We start from the raw sequence: 20,746 nt of genomic DNA on the forward strand, positions 1-20,746 counted from the left end.
GCTTGTTAATTTCCGAACAGGGAGATGATTCTGTCTTTCACTTCTGGTTCATGGAATGTCTTTTCATGCATGGCCATCTCATGCTTAATCACGCGAGGCAATTCCTCGCGGATCGATCGGACCAGATGGTCCTTCAAGGTGATTAGCGACAATCTCGGTTTTTCTGCCAGTTGGCGCGCCAGCTGTAACGCCTGGTTTATCACGTCTTCACGCTGAACGACACGGAACGACACGCCCCTTTTTTCTAAATCGTCGCCTCTATAATTGTTGGCGCTCATCAGCATCTCTTCTCCAAGTGAGAAGCCCATCTTCTTCGGGACGATGTAAGTAGCCCCCATGCCAGGTGTAAATCCAAATCGCATAAAGTTGGTCGTGTACACGCTCTCACGACTCAAGATCACAAAGTCGGCAAACAGCCCCATGACAAACCCGCCGCCGATCGCGTGCCCTTGCATCGCAGCGATCACTGGAACCTTGCACTCCAAGGCGAGTGCGTATACGTTCGCATCGGTGAACCTGCCTCTTCCTTCATGAATGGCCAGTAACCCTTCCTTCGTTCCGCCAGAGCAAAAATAATTGTCATAGCCGGTTAGGATGACCGCCTTACAGCGATCGTTCGCGGCGATCTCTTCGAATGCTTCGATCAGTCCGCGCACCAGCCTTTCGGTAAACGTATTCTTCTGTTCCCGATCCTGCAAGGTCACTTGTACGATCCCTGTCTCGATCTCTCTGCACTCCACCACTGGATTCGTCATTTTCTCCTCCATTCTCCGTGAATTAGCTCTCCCACGGGAAACGCCCCGTTTCGATATAACGGAAAATCAGCCCTTGGTTGTGGGGATCTGCAAACACTTCCTGATTCGCTTTGAGTGCCAATGGCTTGGCCCGGTACAAACCGTCCTGCAAGTTGTTCATCAATCGCTTGTATCGCTCGATGCCGCGCTTGGGTACATAGCGCAGCCGCATGAGATGCTTACGAAGCAAAGTCTGGCTCTCTGCATCGCAAGCATCGACAAGCCCCCACTCCACGGCTTGTCGGACGTTGACCGGCTGCGTCATCAGCGTCAGATAGTTCGCCTTCTGAATACCGATCCGCCGTATCAAAAACGGCAGCACGCATGCCGGCAGAAGTCCAAAGAGCAATTCGGATAAGGAGAATTCCGCGGTTTCATCTGCCAGCACGATATCGCAGGCGGCGACAAACCCGACACCGCCTGCGTTGACCTTACCGCGAACGTGCGAGATAGTGATAAACGGACCAGTCGCCAGATCGAGCCACAGGTTGTAAAGTGGCTCGGGTGACGGGTCGAAGCTCTGCCCACTCGCTTTTTTCTCATACAGCTCTTGAAAATCGGCCCCGAAGCAGAACATGTCCGGCAACCCCTCCAACACAAGGATCGAAGCCTCTTCCCGGCAGTGATTAATCACCTGGCGACACTCGTACACCAAACGCTCGTTGATCGTATTCTTCGCCTCGGGACGGTTGAACTGCAAAAAACATACCGAGCCTTGCATCCGAACCTGGATCGTCTCATAGGCTGCAGTGTTCATCAGCACCACCGGTATTCTCGATAGAATTCGGAGATCCCTTCCAGATACAGACGCTGTCCTGCATGCCCAGAAGCGAGGGCGCCTGGGATCAGGTTCAAGTCCAGCTTGACATTGCGGGTGCCGAATTTGACGGCGCTGCTGTTGCGGAGAACATTTTCATATTCATCCATCGACAGTTGGTAGCGGTTGTTCAGTTGCTCTTGCAGCTTAAAGACACGCAGGACTTCTTGACTGCGAGGAGTGACGACGCCGCTGTAAAATTCGGAGCAACATCCCGAGCCATAGGAAAAGATCCCAATGCGCTTGTTTCCTTCAATTTGCCCGTTGTCGATCGTACTTGCCAAGGAGAGCAGAACAGTAGCCCCCATGATGTTGCCCACACGCTGACAGTAGGTCAGGCCCGGCATCACACGCTGTTGAAAATCAACTTCAATCTCCGGACCTTTGACCTTGGCGATCTTGCGCATCATCGTGCGGTGTGCGCCTTTGACCATGCCGCCAAACGGCGTGTGGAAGGACAGGTACTGAAACGTCTCGCGGTAGTCGACATCGGCGACGCGGCGCTGATATTCCAAGAAAGCATTCTCGCAGCAATCCAGATACGAAAGTAGGGAGAGGTCCGCGTCGCCCGCCTCACTGTCGGCCACTGGGCGGCAGGTGTCCATCACCTCGTAACCGTAATATCCGTTGGCTCCAACATCGACTTGGAACACGTGCGGTTTGTCGCTGACCAGAATCGCCACCGCGCCTGCACCACCGCTCGGTTCGGCGAACGACCAGTCTTCGCTGAGCGTATCTCCGCCTTCGACGGCCAGGAACCGGGAGATGTCCGTTGCAACGACGAGCGCTTTTGCTCCGGGCGAGACTTGGGAGAGGATAAAGTTGATCGCCATCTGGAATCCGGCTGTGCCCGAATAGCAGGCTTGCTTGATCTCGAACAGGCGGCAGGTACGGCTCAGTCCCAAATGATGATGCACGTAGGTGCTGAGCGACTTACCGAAGTCGATTCCGGATTCAGTGCAGGTGATTAGCAGTTCGATGCAGTTTTTTTCCTCCTCGGTCAGCGCATCGACCACCGGCTTGGCCGCGTTGACGGCAAATGTCACCGGGTCTTCAAACGGCAAGGCAACTGCCTTTTGCTTCATCAGCAAATTTTCAAATCTGGGGATGTCCAGGTTTCGATGTCTGGCCAAATCCATGACATCGAGATACGCGGTCCCCCCGAACACATTCATCGCTTCAATACCGACGGCAATCATAGTTGTCCTCCTCATACTCGTTGTAAACAGATGGCGGTGTTCACGCCGCCAAATCCCATGCTCAGGCTGAGGGCTCTGTATATGTCATGTGGCTCCGCTTCTCCAAGCACCCAGTTGAACTCGACGTCCATCGGGTCCTCCAAGTTGCGGGTGGGATGCAGTTGAGACGCTCTCATCTGCAGCAACGTGGCGATGATCTCCACAGCCCCGGCAGCCGTCAGCCCGTGGCCCGTAATCGACTTGGTAGCGTTGATGCGCGCCGCAAACAGCCCGCATTCGCGCAGAGCCTGCAATTCAGTCTCATCGCCGATTCCCGATCCCGTTCCATGAGGGTTGATGTAGTCGATCTCCTCAGGTGACAGGCCCGCTCGTTCAAGCGTTTGTCGGATCACTCGAACTTCTCCCTCGCACGAGGGATTCGGGTTCCGGTTGGCATCCATCGCCTGGCCCCAGCCGATCACGCTCGCGTATGGCCTTACCTGCCGTTGAATCGCATGTTCCTCACGTTCGATCACGATGAATCCGCATCCTTCTCCGTAAATGAAACCGTCGCGTCCTTTATCAAACGGACGGCATGCCCGAGCTGGTTCGTCGGCATAACGGTCGCTTCCCATCGCGCCGAGTGCCCGTAATCCCTGAAGCTCCATATAGGACAGATCCATCAATCCTCCCATCGCGAGACAGACATCAACTTGTCCCGAACGAACCGCCTCACAGGCCTGCAAGACTGCCAACTGCCCACTGGCCGAAGCTCCTCCGAGCGTGTAACCGAACCCGCGTATGCCAAACTGTTCAGTACACAATCCCGTGAGGTCGCTGTCTAAAAAAGAGAGTCCGTAGGTCGGACGCAGAAAATCAAGCTGGTCTCCGTAGGAATGATACGTCTGCAGCAGTTCCCGCTGCTGTAGGTTGGAACCGCCTACCACAAGGCCGATACGGTACGGATCGACCGTGCTAAGCTTCGCTTCGTCCCACGCCTCTTGCAAGGTGGCCAGTGCCACTTGCCCAGAAAAAGAGAGCGTGCGCAACAGACGTTTGGTAAAACGCTCCGGAAGAGACAAAGAAGGAACCTCCGCTCCGATGAAGGAGGTTCCTTTTTGTCTGCCCGGGCGTTGCATCACAGCGAACGCATGCCGGCCTGCCAGCAGAGCAGAGGTAAAATCCGACTTACCCTGCCCGATGGCCGAGGTGATGCCAAGACCTGTGATGAGCAACTCAGGCGGTCTGGAGCTTGCCATAGAGGACCTCGACCAGTTCACCGATGTTTTTCGCCGTGGACAGCTCGACGCGCGGGATCTTCAGGTCCAGCTCTTCGATGGTCATCATGACAATCTCCGCCCTATCTACTGAATTCGCTCCAAGATTGGCCAGTTGGTCCGTCGGTTGGAAGGTATGACCTTCTAGCTCCGGGAGCACTTCACACGTATTACGAACGACGACTTCAAATATCTCTTGTTTGGTCATTTTACTTCCTCCTTGATTTTGAACTGCTGAAGCAATTGATCGGCTTGTTCACTGTCGAGATTCCCTTCATACACTTTCAAGAGCAGTTCATCTATGGAAAGATCCGTTGCCGGCTGTTCCTCGATAGGATGCTCGTGCAGCTGTTTACTCAAATAGGCGGCGAATTCGCGAAGAGTTGGATAGTCGTAGACTTTCGTTGCCGAGATGTCTGTGCCATGTTGCTGGTTAATTATGCGAATCCATTCCACACCCACGATGGAATCAAGCCCCATGTCCACGAACTTCCTGTCGAGGTCAATGTCGCTTGGCTGCAGGAACAACGCTTCTGCTAGACTCGTGCGCAGTTCTTCTTGCAACTCCTCTATGGACGGGACATTGAGGATCTCGCTCGCATTTTTAATTTCACGCTGGATTGATTCGCTCGGCTGTACCTTCCGGGATTTTGACAGATAGGTGACCAATTCACGGATGGTCGGGTAGTCATAGACTTTGGTCGCCGGAATGTCCGTGCCGTACTGTTGATTAATCACTCGAATCCATTCCACACCCACGATGGAGTCAAGCCCCATGTCCACGAATTTCCTGTCGAGGTCAATGTCGCTTGGCTGTAGGAACAGCGCTTCTGCTAGACTGTTGCGCAATTCTTCTTGCAACGTCTTTGCGGATGGGTCACAGGGGATCTGTATCGCATTTTTAATCTCTGGCTGAATTGGTTCGCTCGGCTGCGCCTTCAAGAATTTCGACAGATAGGTGGCCAATTTTTGGACGGTCGGGTAGTCATAGACTTTGGTCGCCGAAATGTCCGTGCCGTACTGCTGGTTGATTACGCGAACCCATTCCACACCGACGATGGAATCAAGCCCCATGTCCACGAATGCCTTGTTCACGTCCACGTCACTCGGCTGCAAGAACAGTGCTTCGGCCAGGGTTGCTTGCAGCTCTTTTTGCAAAGAATCCACAGGGAGACAGGCCGGAACAGACAGTGCAGGCATCATTTTGATGTCCACAGGGGCCGGAGTCATCGTCGCTTGACCTACAGGTGACAGTTGGATCGGTCGACGGGGTGTTGATCGTTCCGAAGATGTCTTTCGGACAGCTGAAAGTGGCTGCAGTGCGATCCCGCTCGTTCGGACGGAACGGTTCGATCTCCCGGAACGATTCGACGACGCTTTATCCGGCCCAATCGGGTTGAGTTCGCTATCCGATCCTAATGATGCTGCCGATGCTACACGGATCGACGGAAGCCAGATGCGTTGTTTGGCGAACGGGTATGACGGGAGACTGATCAGGCGTGGCCTGTGTGCACCGTGCAGCTTTTTCCAATCTAAGGTCAATCCCTTGACCCACAAGGAAAGGAGTTTGCCGAACTTGCGCTTTGCAATCCACGCTTCAATCGTCAGCGCCATATCTTCATCGGTGGCAAATAACATCAGATCCTCATTGTTACGTCTGAATTGCCCGCGATACAGGTCTTCTACGCCTGTCTCGCCAGCTGCATAGAGCTTCAGCTTGTCAATCATCTCTTGTAGAGAGCCAACGACCAGCGCTAGTCTCTCTTCCATCGGTTCTCGTCCCACCTGCAGCGTGTATGCCGCATCGGATAAATTGTCCTCCGTGATTTGTCCGTCCTCGACGGCTGCCAGCAGTTGTAGAGCCTGTTGGCGAAGCTGCTCTTCCTGCCGAGCCGACAGTATGATCACAGCCGGGTTCTGCGGAGTGACCCGTGCTTGCGTCCCAGACGCTTGCTCAGGTCTATACTCTTCGATAAGGATGTGTGCATTGGCACCCCCTGCACCAAAAGAGGACAGACCTGCGATGCGTGGACCTTCCTGTACTTTGTCATCGATCTCTGCCGCCGAAGGTTCCCAGTCGGTCAGCTCCTGCTGCACTACAAACGGCGTTTTTCCAAACTGAATGTTCGGGTTCAACTCTTGCGCATGCAGGCTCGGCACAAGCTGGCCATGCTTCATCTGCATGACGATCTTCGCCAGTCCTGCGATGCCAGCTGCAGCTTCCAAATGTCCGATATTCGACTTCACCGAACCGATCGCGCAGAATCCAGTGTCCTTCGTATGACGTTGGAAAGCTTGTGTCAGCCCGGTCATCTCGATCGGATCGCCGAGCTCTGTGCCCGTGCCATGAGCTTCAATGTAGCTGACTTGCCGCGCGTTGAGCCCAGCCTGCTCCAAGGTCTCGAAGATCAGGTCACCTTGCGCAGTCGGGTTGGGCACGGTGTACCCGTTAGTCTTTCCGCCGTGGTTCACACGGGAAGCTCGGATCAGCGCATGAATCTGATCGCCATCCGCAAGCGCTTGCGACAACGGCTTGAGCAATACTGCACCCACACCTTCGCCCGGCACAAATCCGTTGCCGTTCAGCCCGAAACTCTTGCACTGTCCATCCGTCGAGAGCATGCGCTGCGCACTGAGAAAAACGTAGGTGGAAGGATGCAGGTACAGATTCACTCCGCCCGCGATCGCCATCTCGCAGTCCCCACGATACAAGTGCTCGCAAGCTTCGTGAATCGCACTCAGCGAAGAGGAACACATCGTATCCACCGGCATGCTCGGCCCGTTGAGGTTGAGGAAATACGACACGCGGTTCGCAACTGAAGCAAAAGAAGTGCGTGGAAAGATCTTCTCCCCTTGCTTCCACAGTTCCGGTCCATACAGCTCAAAACCAGTTTTGGTCACGCCGACAAACACCCCGACGCGGCCTTCGTGCTGGTCCGCGATTCGCTGCTTGGAATATCCGGCATCCTCCAGCACCTTCCAGCTCTCTTCCAAGAAGAGGCGCTCCTGCGGATCGATGTTAATCGTCTCTCGGGGCGACAGGTTGAAGAACTGCGGGTCGAAGTCTGCGAATCCGTCTACAAAACCGCCCCATTTGCTGTAACTTTTGCCTTGTCTCATTGCTTCGTCTTGATTTGGAAGATAAAAATCATCCAGCGACCAGCGCTCACTCGGAACCTCGGAGACGCAGTCTCGGCCCGCTTTTAGATTCTCCCAAAAGTGCTGAAGTGAAGGAGACTTGGGATACCGGCCGGAGATCCCAATGATCGCAATGGGTTCGCGCTCGTTTGGTTTCGTCGACGTTACAGACGCGATCCGTTCGACTGGTCTTGCCGGTGGCTGTGCAACAGATGCATCTAATACGACGGATGGTTCATACCCCGTCCACCGCTGGCAGGCCATCTGTTCTTCCTCGACAAAATAGTCGGCCAGCGCGCCCAGCGTGCGGTATTCGAAAAAGAGCGTCTTGGACAGATCGCCAAAGATCACAGCGAGCTTCTGATTGAGTTTAGAGATCATCAGCGAATCGATCCCGTAGCTCTCCAGAGGTTCTTCGGCATCCAACTGGTTAGCGCTGATGTCGGTGGTCTTGCTGAAAAGAACTTTCAGCGCATGCAAGGTTTTGGCCCGCAGTGCAGCGTCTTGCTCCTTGGCAGGAGTGACGACCTCTGCGGCTACATTTTTGTCTACGCGTGCTTCGATGCGTTCTGTTACTTGACGAAGCGTGGTCTCATAGAGCGAAGCGGGCGTGAGTACTAGTCCGTATTGACGGTTGATCTTCTGCGCCAGTTCGCTGAACAGGTACGGATCGAAGCCGTATTCCATCAGTTGGGCATCCGGATCGATCTCGTTTTCCTTCACGTTGAGCAACTCGGAAACCATGCGCAGCAGGGCTGCTTCGAGCGGCGGCAGAACCAACGTCAAGGAAACGGACGCTGCATCAATCGGTTCCGAGTGCAAGGTCTGATTAATTTGTGCACGTTTGCCTTCCAATACCATCACCTGATCCTTGCCGATTGCCAGACCGCGGTACAAGGCCTGCAACCCAGTTTGAGTTCGCATAGGGATCATCCCCATGCGTTGCAGCAGCAGCCTTTCCGCCTCTTCATCAACGCGCATTCCGCCCTCTTGCCACAGAGGCCAGTTAATGGACAAGAAGCGTCCGCCGCGAGAGTTCGCAAAGGCATCAAGGAATGCGTTTGCAGTCGCGTAGTCGACCTGTCCGAGATTGCCGAAGACAGCTGCGACGGAGGAGAAGAGCACGAAGAAGTCAAGGTTCAGGCCTCTGGTGGCCGCATCTAAATGCACAAGACCTGCAACCTTGGGAGCCAACACTTCGGCCAGCTCCTCTTGTGTTTTCTTGAAAATGAACTGATCCCGTTTTACACCCGCACCATGCAAGATGCCGTGAATGTGGCCATATTTTTCACAGATGCCTTCTATCAGGAGTAACACCTCAGGAGCAGAGCTCACGTCGACTTGTCGATATTCCACGCACGCGCCCATACCTCGTAGTTTCCGCAGTCGGGCCTGACCAATCTCCGACAGTGGGGATCGGCCCGCGAGAATCAAGGTCGGGTTGGCGGCCTGCTGTGCGATCTCCTCGGCGACGATCATCCCAATCCCACCAGCGCCGCCCGTAAGCAGGTAGATGCCTCCTGAACGCCACGGAACCGGGACGCACTCTTGGTCGATCTCCACTTCTCGCCACTCAGCAACAAATCGCTTGCCGTTTTGATAGCGGATATGGTCCTCTTTTAAAGCGTGCAGGTTCTCTTGCAGTCTCCCTTCAAGCCCTGCACCAGATTCCACTTCGATCACTTGCCCGATGAAGTTCGGATTCTCCAACTGTGTCGTTCGCAACATGCCGGACAGCGCAGTGAATAGCTGCGAATCAGTCTGTGACGGTACAACAATCTGTATCAGCACCTTGCCCTTCGGCTTATCTTGCAGAAGGGACTGAATCTCCTTGAAGACCTGGGCCGCATACCCTTGGAATCGTTCTGCAAGCGCAGCGGATCCAGCTTGTAGGACGCGATACTGCAACGAATCGAGCTTCGCCTCGACCTCGCACAGCAGCACATGATGCTGCGTGAGAGACGGTAGTGAAGATTGCAGGACCACAGACTGTTCGGTCCAGATCGGTTCAAACATTTGCCCTTCATAAGGATCCTGCCCTTGCGAAATCCAGTGACGATCCTTTGCGAACGGATAGGTCGGCAGGCTGAGACGGCGCGGTCGGTTCTCGCCGTAAAGTCGGTTCCAGTCAGAAAACTGGCCCTTCACCCAGTGTTCGGCGATCTGCTCTCGTGATTCCGGATGAGCGGCCGCTTCGGCCGAGTGCGCATTGCCGCGTTTGACCTTTCCTCGCCAGACATCGTTCAGCCCGGTTTGCCCTTGCAAGAACGCCTGCAATTTGCGCCCCATCTCTTCAACCGACGTGACGACCATCGCCAGGCGCTCTTCCATTGCATCGCGCCCAATTTGCAGCGTGTAAGCGATGGATGTGAGGTCTTTGTCAGCAAAGTCCTGCGCGACCATAACGTTGCAAAGTTGTCGCACCTGTTCATGCAGGCGCTGTTCATTTTTGGCTGACAGCACGATGACAACCGGGTGCTCGTTGGAAGCATCCGTCTTCGATTTCGACTGCTCCTTCGGCTGATACTCCTCGATTACGACATGCGCGTTGACGCCGCCGAATCCGAAGGAACTGACGCCCGCACGTCGCGGCAGCTCATAGCCTGCTTCGTTCTGCAGTGCCTCCCATCGCTTCGCCTCCCGGACGAGATAGAACGGGCTGTCCTCCAGTCGGATATAGGGATTGACCGTTTCGCAATGTAACGTAGGTGCCAGCGTCCGGTGACGGAGCTGCAGCAGCACTTTGATCACGCCTGCAATGCCGGCCGCAAGTTCAAGGTGGCCGATGTTCGTTTTAACTGAACCCAACCCACAGTGAACGCTCTCTATATCTTCTGTCCCTGTTCTTCTATATAACTCTTGGAACGCGCTCTTTAATCCGTTGATCTCAATCGGATCGCCCAATTCCGTGCCTGTTCCGTGCGCCTCGATGTAGGTGACGGTCCGCGGGTCGATGCCAGCTTTGTCGTACGCGTTGATCAGCAGGTCCGCTTGGGCCTTCGGGTTGGGAGCTGTCAGCGAGTTCGCGCGCCCCCCATGATTGACCGCAGTCGAGCGAATTAAGCCGTAGATATGATCCCCGTCCCGCTCGGCAAACGATAGCTTTTTCAAAACGAGCATGCCGACCCCTTCGCCGCGCACATAGCCGTTCGCCGCATCCGAGAACGTCTTACAGCGACCGTCTTCAGATAGCATACCGGCCTTGTTGAAGCTGATGTGCGCCTCCGGGGTTACGATCGTGTTCACACCGCCGACGACAGCCATGTCGCAGTCGCCGTTCTGCATCGCGCTGACGGCGCGGTGGATGGCGACAAGCGAACTTGAACATGCGGTCTCCACTGGTTCGCTCGGGCCGTGAAAGTTCAGGGCATAGCTCATGCGGTTCGGTCCGACCGAGGGCACGACGCCTGTGGACGAGTACCCTTCAATTGGGAAGTTCGCCTGAGCGATCAGTCCGCTGTACCCACTGCTCCCCGTTCCGACGAAAATCCCCGTCTTGCTGCCCGACAGGCTCTGTGCCGAATAGCCCGCATCCTCGATCGCCTTCCAGACATAGGTCATCAAAAGACGCTGCTGAGGGTCCATTAGCTTGGCTTCAAGCGGCGAAATGCCAAAGAAGAGCGAATCAAACTTATCGGTTTCGTCGAGAAAACCGCCCCTCTTGATGTTCGTTTTATTGTCTTCCTTCTTCGGGTCGCCAAAATAGGCTCTCCAATCCCAGCGTTCCGGAGGAATCTCGGTGATGCAGTCGATGCCTTCCACGAGGTTATGCCAGAACTCCTGCATATCGCGGGATTGCGGGAAGGCCCCGCTCATCCCCACAATGGCGATCGGCTCTGTTACCGCTGATTGTGCCTGGTGCACCACAGCGGCACGCGGACGACGCTTTTGTCTCGTCGCCCGAGTCGGTGTCGCTTCTTGCAACAGGTGCGCTGCGTCTTCCGACAGTACAGTTTCCGTTTGCACATGAGCAGACTGGGAGGAAGGAGTCGTCAAGCGCGAGGCGAATACATCTCGGAATTTATCGGCCAAATAACCGGCAAACTCATGTAGAGTTGGATGCTCGAAAAAGATCGTCGGCATCAGGTCCAACTTATACACCTCGTTTAGATCGTTGGCAAACTCGGTTAGCGTGATCGAATCAAAACCATAATCGCTCAGCTCTGCATCTGCATCCAGCTCTTCTGCGTCGACCTTGAGCAGACGGGAAACCGTCTGAGCCAGCAGTCCCAACACGTGCTCTCGCAGGTTCATGCTATCCAGATTGTCATCGACAGCAACAGCGATAGAGGACGGCAAGGCAAAGAAAGATGTAGGCAGCAGTTTCTTCTTGATTCGCTCCGTTTTTCCTTCGATCACCAGCAATTGGTTCTGACCCGATGCCAAGCCTTCATAGAGGGCGCGAAGTCCGCTCTTGGTGCGCAACGGGATCATGCCGAGGTTCTGCATCATCATCTTCTCGGTTTCCGAATCCACATGCATGCCACCCTCTTTCCAGAGCGGCCAGTTGATCGACAGCGTTCGGCCAAGACGATCCCCGGCGGCCACCCGTCTGTTGCGATGCGCCGCGTACTGATCCATGAACGCATTTGCCGCCGCATAGTCGGCTTGCCCCGGATTGCCAAGGGCCCCGGACAGCGAAGAGAACAAAACAAAGAAGTCCAAGGCTATGTCTTGACTTGCGACATCAAGGTTTACAACCCCGCGAACCTTCGGTGCCAGTACTTGCGTCAGTTCCGTCGCTATTTTTTTGATGATGAAGCTGTCTCGGATCACCCCGGCGCTGTGCAGGATGCCGTTCAGGATACCATGATTCGCCCGCACCTCGGCAAACAGATTCTCGACTGCAGCTCGATCGGTCACATCCACCCGCTTGTACACCACGCGTGCCCCCAGAGACTCCAGTTCGGACAGCGTATCCCGTTGAGATTCGTTCAGCACGGATCGACCTGTGAGCACTAGCGTTGCACCCGGAGCCTGTGTGGCGATCTCCTTAGCGAACACCAGTCCAAGACCACCCGCACCCCCGGTGATGAGATAAATGCCACCCTCTTTCCATGGTGATGGGGCATCTGCGGATAAACGGACTTCGCACCAGCCCGCCACTTGTCGCGAGCTTCCCTGATATCGAATGCGATCTTCTTTTCTGCTGTTGCGATCTGCCAGCAGCTTCTGCTCAACGGCCTCGAGCTCATCGACTTCGATCAACTGTCCAATCAAGTTCGGATTTTCCATCTGGGCGGTTTTCAACAAACCTGACAGCCCGGCGAGAAGAAGTTGTTCCGCATGAGCCGGCACGAGGATCTGAACCAGCACCTTGCCCTTAGGCTTGCCTTGTAAGATGCGCTGAATCTCCTCCAACGCCTGCAACGAATAAGCTTCAAAACGTACCTCGATGTCCCTCTCATCCGCTTGCAACATTATGCAGCGCGCGCCCTGCACGTCAACTTCGCACTCGCAGGACAGCACAAGATGATCCGCATAGACCGTCTCCTCTTGCTGTTCGTGCGCCTGTTCCGTCCAATGCGGTGCCAGCATGAGCGTTTCAAACGCGTCCGTGTCGTCCTGATTCTCCAGCACGCGAGAGGAAAAGCCCTTCATGTGCACACACACGTTGCCCTGCTCATCACAAAGGCGAATGTCGAGCTTCTGTATGCTATCCCCTGGCTTGCACCCCTCGCTGTAGCGAACTTGCGCCCACATCGAAATCGAGCAAGGAGCATAGATGTCAAGCTCCTGTAACGCAAACGGAAGCGCTGGCTTCAGCGGTGCCACGCCGAGCTGGAACCCTATCGCCGCCTGCAAAGCTGCATCCATCAGGCTCGGGTGCAGAACGTATTGCGAATCGGTACCCGTCAAACTAGACGGTAGTGTCAAACGAGCCAGTAACTGCCCGTCGCCGACCTGCAACTGATTAAGCGCACGCTGCCCTGGACCATACTCCAAGCCCATCGCGGCAAAGTTCTCATAGCATTCTGACACGCTAATCTCACGCATGCTGCATGCTGCCTTCAACTCCTCAACAGGCAACTGGTCCACCTGTTTCTTGCTCTTCACAACAGCACGCCCTTGGCTGTGTATGTTCGATTCAACGCCGCTGAAGATCTCGTAGGATATCATGCCATCTTCCTCTTCGCACAGTCCGATGTGTAGCTCGACAGGCTGCTCACCAACTTTGACAGGGTGCGTCCAGACCACATTTTGTAGTCGAAGGAATTCCGTCTCCTCGTCGAGAGCTCCGGCCGCCAGTTCGACGGCGGCGCGCGCCATCTCCAGATAGGCAACGCCCGGCAGAACACGCTGTCCCTTCACCACATGATCGGCGAGGAAAAACTCCTCCCCCGTCAAGCTCGTGCTGTATCTCTGTTCGGAAAAATCGGATGTGTTCCGATGTAAAAGCGGATGAAGCGCATCCGTCGTCAAGTCTGCTCGAACGACAGATGGACGTTCTAGCTGCGGTGCCCAACAACGCTGTTTGGCAAACGGATAGGTCGGCAAGCTGATACGCCGTGGCAATTCATCGCCCCACAACTTGCTCCAATCGAGCGCCAGGCCCTTGACCCACAGGTCGGCCAGCTTGGACAGTTTGCGGCGCTGAATCCATTTATCAATCGCTTCCTGTAGCTCTTCATCTGCGGCGAAGAGCGAGAAGGTGTCTCGGTTGCCCTTTACCTGCCCTCGGAATAGTTTACTGATCTCTTCCTGTCCAGTGATAAGTGCCTCCAGTTTGCGAACCAGCTGCTCTACCGATCCTGCAACTACGGCGAGACGCTCTTCCATCGCTTCTCGTCCCACCTGCAAAGTATAGGCCATGTCCGCGAGATCTTTGTCTGCGAATCGTCCCTCCTGCAGTGCGGCGAGCAGGTTCTCCGCCTGTTGACGCAGGCGGTGTTCATTTTTGGCCGACAGCACAAGCAGCACGGGATTCTGTGGCGACACCTCAACAGGCGTGCGCAGCGACTCTGCGGGAACGTACTCCTCGATGATCACATGCGCGTTGGAACCACCCGCCCCGAACGAAGAGATGCCAGCGATGCGGGGCACTTCACGAACCTGACCGTCAATCTCCACCAACGGGCGTTTCCACTCCGCCAGCTCCTGCTGAACGACGAATGGGGTCGCGTCAAAGTCGATGTTCGGGTTGAGCACCTTGGCATGCAGCGAAGGCGCGAGTTGACGGTGCTTCAGTTGCAGCAGCACCTTCGTAACGCCGGCAATACCCGCCGCACTCTCACAGTGCCCGATGTTCGACTTGGCCGAGCCGATAGCACAGGATTGCAGTTTGGCGTTTGTGTTGGCCTGGAAAGCCTTGGTCAAGCCTGCGATCTCGATCGGATCGCCAAGCGAGGTACCTGTTCCGTGTGCTTCGATGTAGGAGACCATGCTCGGGTCAAGCCCTGCCTGCCGCAGCGCCTGCTCGATCACATTCGCTTGCGCATTCGGGTTCGGGACGGTATACCCGTTGGTTTTTCCCCCGTGGTTGATCGCCGTCGCCTTGATCACACCGTAGATCTGATCGCCGTCTTCCATCGCTTTGGACAACGGCTTGAGCAACACCGCGCCAACGCCTTCGCCCGGCACGTACCCGTCGCCCCCTTCGCCAAAACTCTCGCATCGCCCTTTGCTCGACGCGAACTTGCCTTGGCCGAGCAAAATGTACTTATTCGGGTGAATCGAGATGTTGACACCGCCTGCAATTGCCAGCTCGCAACCACCTTGTTGCAAGCTCTGGCAGGCTAAATGAATCGCCGTCAGCGAAGACGAACACATCGTATCGATGGCAAGACTCGGCCCGTGCAGATTGAAGAAATACGACACCCGGTTGGCGATCGAGGCCGGACTTCCCGCCAGCGCGATCGGGCGGCCAAGCAAAGTCTCCTGTGCGCCATACAGCTGATACTCCTCGTACATCACGCCGACATAGACCCCGACGTTGCCGTCAAGCCCCATCCCACGTTGTTTGGCGAGTATCTCGCGGGTATAACCGGCGTCTTCCATCGCTTCATAGACGGTCTGCATGAACAATCGCTCCTGCGGGTCCATGAGCTCCGCCTCGCGCGGGGAGATGTTGAAGAACAACGGATCGAATTGATCCACGCCGTCTATAAACCCTCCCCATTTACTGTTCGTCTTGCCCGCCTTGTTTTTGTCCGGGTCAAAATAGAGGCTGTAGTCCCATCGGTCATTTGGAATTTCCGTGATCGAATCCTCGCCGTCCCGTAGATTGTCCCAGAATTCCTGAAGGTTTCGCGCCCCCGGATAGCGTCCGGAGACACCGATGATCGCGACGTCCAGCCTGCCATTCGCTACCTCTTCTTGTGCATTCGTCATCGAAGCGAACCGCTGTCGTCGACTGCTGACCAGCGTCGTCCGTTCCGGCGCCTCCTTGACCGTAGACTTGCGGGCCGGCGTAGCGTCCTGTGCTGGTTCCTCGCCCCCCGTCAGCCGTACCAGTTGCGCTCGATGCGATTCGAGAAAGTACCCAGCAAGGTCTCGGAGGTTTTGGTACTCAAAAAAGATCGTCTTGGGCAGAGAGCCAAATGTTTTTTCCAACTGGTTGGTCAGCTTCATCACCAGCATGGAATCAATCCCATACTGTTCAAGCGGCGCATCCGCATCAAGGCGGCTTACAGGCCATTTCAATACAGTGGAAACCTGCTCTTTGAGAAACGCGATCACTCTCTCCTGCAAGGGGTCCGCGCTTGAAGTCGCTACCTCTTCCCGGCTCGTTTCCACGAGCTTCTCCAACACAACGGCCTTCTCATCTGCCGCAATCGCTCCAGCTTCCAGAACGCGGGAGGTATACCCTTTGAGACGGATTCGAACGTTTCCTTGCTTGTCGCAGAGGTCAACATCGAGCTTTCGCACCTTGTCTTCTGGCCGGCTGTCCGTGTTGTATCGAACGAGCGCCCACATCTCAGCTTCACACGGTCCGAAAACATTCAGTTCCTGCAGCGCAAACGGCAGTGCCGGCTTGAAGATCTCTTGCCCGATTAGGAACCCGACGGCTGATTGTAAGGCCGCATCCGCAAGGCTCGGATGCACAAGGTAGTCGGCCAGCGAGTCAGTGACGACGGACGGCATCTTCAATCCAGCCAGCACGCCCCCTTCCCCAACCTGCACTTGCTCGATGCCCTGATAGGCAGGCCCGTACTCCATACCCATCGTACGGAAAAAATCATAACATTCTGCTGCCCCGTACTGACCCTGCACGAAGGATGCTTGCAGTTGCTTCAGGTTCCACCTCGGCGCTTCTTCCTCCGGTGTATTCCGTACAGCTCGTCCTTGGCTGTGCACGATCTCCTCCCCGTCTTCCAAGGTGTAGATCTCATATCCAATCTCCCCGTCCGCCTCCGGGAAGAGGGCAATGTGCACTTCGACAGGTTCTTCGCCGACAAGGATCGGCCGCGCCCAGACCACATTGCGCAGGCGAACATCCTTCAGGCCAGCCGCCTGCTCGACGGCCTTGTGGGCCATCTCCAGATAGGCTACGCCCGGCAGCACCTTCTGCCCCTTGACCACATGATCGGTCAAGAAGAACTCCGCTCCTGTGAACGTCGATGAAAAGCGCTGTTCCGCAAAATCAGAAGTGTTCCGATGCAAAAGCGGATGTAATTGCGACGCCGTCGGAGGAGGGGTGGCATGCGCTATCGGTGCAACCCAGTATTCTTCCCGAGAGAATGGGTAGGTCGGCAGGTTCGTGCGCGTAGGTCTTTCTGCGCCGAACAACGCGTCTCCCGCGATCTCGCCACCTTGGCAATACAGACTAGCAAGTGTACGAAGGTGCTTCTGATAGGCCGCAGGGTTCATTGCCAATTCGCGGCTCTTACCTGCCAGCTCCAACGACTGCTCCTGTAGGGTAGGCTCTCCAGCCTTCTCGCGCGCCACTTTACCGCGGAACACGTTGACATCTTGCACACCTTCCCGCGCCTGTTTCAGAACGCGCAGCATCTCCTGCACATCTTGCACCACGACCGCCAGACGATGGGCAAAATGCTGACGTCCTTCCAGCAACGTGTAGCTGATCTGCGCAAGACTGCCTGCCACACCCGGATTGGTCTCCAGCATTGCGATCATGTCTTGCAGTTTTTCTTGCAACGCTTCATCCGTTTTCGCCGAAAAGGTGAGCAGGTAATGAGAGTCCTGGGGTCCGGTAATCCCGACCTTTTCAAAACTGCGGACGACCATGTGCGCGTTGGTTCCGCTCATGCCGAACGAACTCAACGCTCCCACACGGCCTGCGCCCTCCCGCTTAGTCCACGGCTTGCTCGTCTTGTTAACATAAAAGGCACTGTTCTCCCAACGGATGTACTCATTCTCTGTCTCGCAATGCAGGCTTGCCGGGATAGTCTCATGTCGCATCGCCTGAATCAAGCTGATCAGGTTGACCAAACCTGATGCTGCAAATGTGTGTCCCAGATTGGTCTTGGTCGAAGTCAGCGCACAATATCCGCGTTTTTGCGTACGGCGCTTGAAGACGTCCTGCAGCGCATGAACCTCGACCGGGTCCCCGAGCTTCGTGCCGGTGCCATGTGTCACGATGTAGTCGATCTCTTCCGGGTCTACCTCGTTCTGCTCATACACATCCTGTACGAGATTTGCCTGTGCTACGGTGTTTGGCGCCGTGATGCCGTTCGTCTTGCCGTCATAATTCACGCCGCTGCCTTGGATGACCGCGTAGACCGGGTCGCCGTCCGCCAGTGCTTGCGAGAGCCGCTTAAGCACGACCACTGCCACGGCTTCCCCCGGCACCAAACCATTCGCCCCGTTGTCAAACGCCTTGCATTTGCCATCCTCCGACAGCATGCCGGCCTCCGTCATGCCTATGTAAGCGGCCGGCGTCAGCAGCAAGTTCACGCCGGCGACCACCGCCGCGTCACACTCCCCATTTCGCAGGCTCAAACAGGCCTGATGGGCTACCACCAATCCGGAGGAGCAGGCGGTATTGATCGCCATCACCGGGCCGCTAAAGTTCAGGAAATACGGCAGTCTCGCCGCAAGAATCCCGTTATGGTTCGAGGTAATGCTCGTATCCTCTCCTTGAGACAGTGTCTGATAGTCGCCTTCTTCCACGCCGACGAACATACCGATCTTGCTCTCGTTCAGATGTCGCTTACCCAATCCCGCATCTTCCAGCGCCCGCCAGGCCTCTTGCAGGAGCAGGCGCTGTTTCGGATCCATCGCTTCGGCTTCCAGCGGCGAGATCTCAAAAAACAGCGGATCGAACTCCCGCACGCCCGGGATCGCCCCTAGCCATTTGCTGCGGCTGCGATCGCCATAATACTCCCTCCAGTCATAACGGTCATCCGGAATCTCGGTGACCGCATCCCGTCCTTCAGCAAGGATATCCCATAGTTCGTCGATGTTGCGTGCCTGCGGGAAGCGCCCACTCATCCCGATGATTGCAATTGGCTCCGGTCCCGCTCCAGAGGTCTCTGTTGTCGCCGCTTCGGCAATAGTGTCCTCAAGAGACGATTCCGGCTGTTTCTCCACACGCTCAGGCTGCACTCGCTCCGTCGCATAGAAGGCTCTCACAACTTCCCCATGCTCGCTCTCCAAATGTGAGACCAGCGCTTGAATCGTCGAATGCCCGAAAAAGACCGCAGGGGAGATTTCCACGCCAAAATGCTTCGTCATCGCAGCGGCAAGTTCGGCCAAGCTGACTGACTCAAAGCCAAAATCGGCCAAATTCGTTCCCACGTCCAACTTGTCCCGCGAGACCTTTAGAATTCTGCCGATCATTTCTTGTAGCTCCCACGTCAAGCATTGTGCCACCGTGAATCCCTTCATCTCTGGACATCTTCCGGAGCCGGAAGAAAGGACCGCTTGCAAGGTCGGGTCTTTCGAAGGCTCCGACTGCGACAGGCTGAGGAAGTGCTCGACTCGACGACGCTCTCCGGCCATGACCAGATGCTGCGTTCGCTCCTGAGAGAGAAGAAGGTCGAACATCGCCAGCCCTTCTTCCACTTCTATAAAGCGCTGACCGCTCGTTTTCAGATAGATCTTGGCGCTCTCCTCATCTTCTAGCCCCATGCCTCCTTCTCTCCAAAGAGGCCAGTTAATCACCAGCGTCTTACCAGGACGTCCCAGTTCGTTACGCATAGCTGCATAGGCCATCTGGAACCGGTTCGCCAGCGCATAGTCACCCGAACCAAAGTCACCCAGGATCGCCGAAGACGACGAGAAGTAGCAGACGAACTCCAACGCCTCTTCGTCTGCGAACAGCTCATCAAGCACTTGGGTTCCCCTGATTTTTGGGTCGAGGATGCGCTTGAAACTCTCCGCATCTTTCTCAATGATGGTCCGGTCGCTAGTGACACCCGCCGCATGTACAACGCCATGAATCGGGCCAAACTGCTCACGAACTTGTGCAAGCCCAGTTCGCATCGCATCCGCATCGCAGACATCCGCTTGCACATACAGGACTTGGCAACCCAGCTGTTCCAAAGCACGGATCTTGGCCTGCTTCTCATTGTCAATCTCAGATCGGCCAGTTAGGATCAGCTTGACCGGACCTTTTTTCGCAAAATATTCCGAAAGTAAATACCCAAGCCCACCGCATCCTCCGGTGATCAGATAAGTGCCCCCTGTTCTCACCTTCAATTCGCCCATTTGCAAATCGGTTGGCTTCACGGAGCAGACATGTCGCTTGCCGGATCGGTAAAGAACGCTGGAGAGAGCCGGCGCTTGCAGTTCTTTTAAAATCTTCGGCAGGCACGCTGCGAGCGAGACCTCTCCCTCTTGAATGAACATGGCTGCTTGCGTCAGCGGCAGTACGAGTCGTAACGAGCGGGTCAGCGCGATCCACGACTCCAGATGACAGCGCTCCAACTCGTTGGCATAAGAACCGACGAACAGCAATCGCTTGGCCTGCACATTCGATTTCGCCAGATCTTGGACAAGAGGAATGAGTGCAGCCGGGTCCTGACGGAAGCTCGCATCCTCCACCGGATAGAGGTACAGCACGGCGTCCACCTGTTGCCAATCCTGCCTCCCATCGCCAAGTATGTCTTGAAGGCTCTCCCCGATGGTGACGAACGCAACCTGTGCGTGATCATCGACAGCCTTCATCGCTTCCATGACCACTTGCTGATGCTCTGGCTCTGTCAGGAAGCAGACCAGCTTGTACGCACGAAACGGCGTTCCCTCGGTCACCTTTTGCTCCTTCCAGACTTCTTCATAGGTCAACAATTCAGAAACAGACTCATTTATGTTTGCCACCTGTGCATCTCGAATCATATCTATCGCTTCGGATTTGGACAAACGATTGTGTTTCACTTCAGATAATAGTTTCTGCAGGAAATCTTTCATATGTGCCTCCTCGTGCTTCGGCGTTCCTTTTCGAATTTCTCTCATAAAATAGAAAAAAGGGAGGATCGCTCCTCCCTTTTCTTAGGTTCTACTATGAAAATATGTCATGTGGACATACTCTTCCCATGTCATCTGCCCACACAATCACACGACAAAATATAAACGGATATACCCCTTACCCCTCCAACGCGCCGCAACATCGATTGGAATGCCAATAAGGAGATTGTTTCA

The 20,746-nt window shown here is 55.4% G+C and carries 6 protein-coding genes; all 6 read right to left on the minus strand.

Annotation, left to right across the window (positions count from 1 at the left end):
* Positions 1-5 precede the first annotated feature (5 nt).
* From AB3N00_RS24795 to AB3N00_RS24820, 6 genes are read right to left on the minus strand one after another with little or no spacing between them, the layout of a single operon-like run.
* Positions 6-755 (minus strand): polyketide synthase, encoded by a 750-nt coding sequence (locus AB3N00_RS24795; protein ID WP_413037009.1) that lies wholly within the window; start codon positions 753-755, stop codon positions 6-8.
* A gap of 22 nt (positions 756-777) precedes the next feature.
* Positions 778-1,551 carry an enoyl-CoA hydratase/isomerase gene (locus tag AB3N00_RS24800; RefSeq protein ID WP_413037010.1) on the minus strand — a complete coding sequence of 258 codons (774 nt, stop codon included), beginning with the start codon at positions 1,549-1,551 and terminating at the stop codon, positions 778-780.
* Entirely contained in the window at positions 1,551-2,810 is a 1,260-nt protein-coding gene (locus AB3N00_RS24805) for a hydroxymethylglutaryl-CoA synthase family protein (RefSeq protein WP_413036951.1), read from the minus strand. Before AB3N00_RS24805 ends, AB3N00_RS24800 begins: the two co-directional genes overlap by 1 nt.
* A gap of 11 nt (positions 2,811-2,821) precedes the next feature.
* Complete coding sequence (locus AB3N00_RS24810; protein ID WP_413036952.1) at positions 2,822-4,048, minus strand: beta-ketoacyl synthase N-terminal-like domain-containing protein; 1,227 nt, start codon at positions 4,046-4,048, stop codon at positions 2,822-2,824.
* Positions 4,026-4,274: an acyl carrier protein gene (locus tag AB3N00_RS24815; protein ID WP_413036953.1), complete on the minus strand. Its 249-nt coding sequence runs from the start codon at positions 4,272-4,274 to the stop codon at positions 4,026-4,028. The genes AB3N00_RS24810 and AB3N00_RS24815 overlap by 23 nt, the downstream gene beginning before the upstream one ends.
* Complete coding sequence (locus AB3N00_RS24820; protein WP_413036954.1) at positions 4,271-20,515, minus strand: SDR family NAD(P)-dependent oxidoreductase; 16,245 nt, start codon at positions 20,513-20,515, stop codon at positions 4,271-4,273. The genes AB3N00_RS24815 and AB3N00_RS24820 overlap by 4 nt, the downstream gene beginning before the upstream one ends.
* Positions 20,516-20,746: the final 231 nt, after the last annotated feature.

Origin of the sequence: Paenibacillus xylanilyticus (assembly GCF_047246825.1) — a bacterium.
Lineage (GTDB): Bacteria > Bacillota > Bacilli > Paenibacillales > Paenibacillaceae > Paenibacillus > Paenibacillus xylanilyticus_B.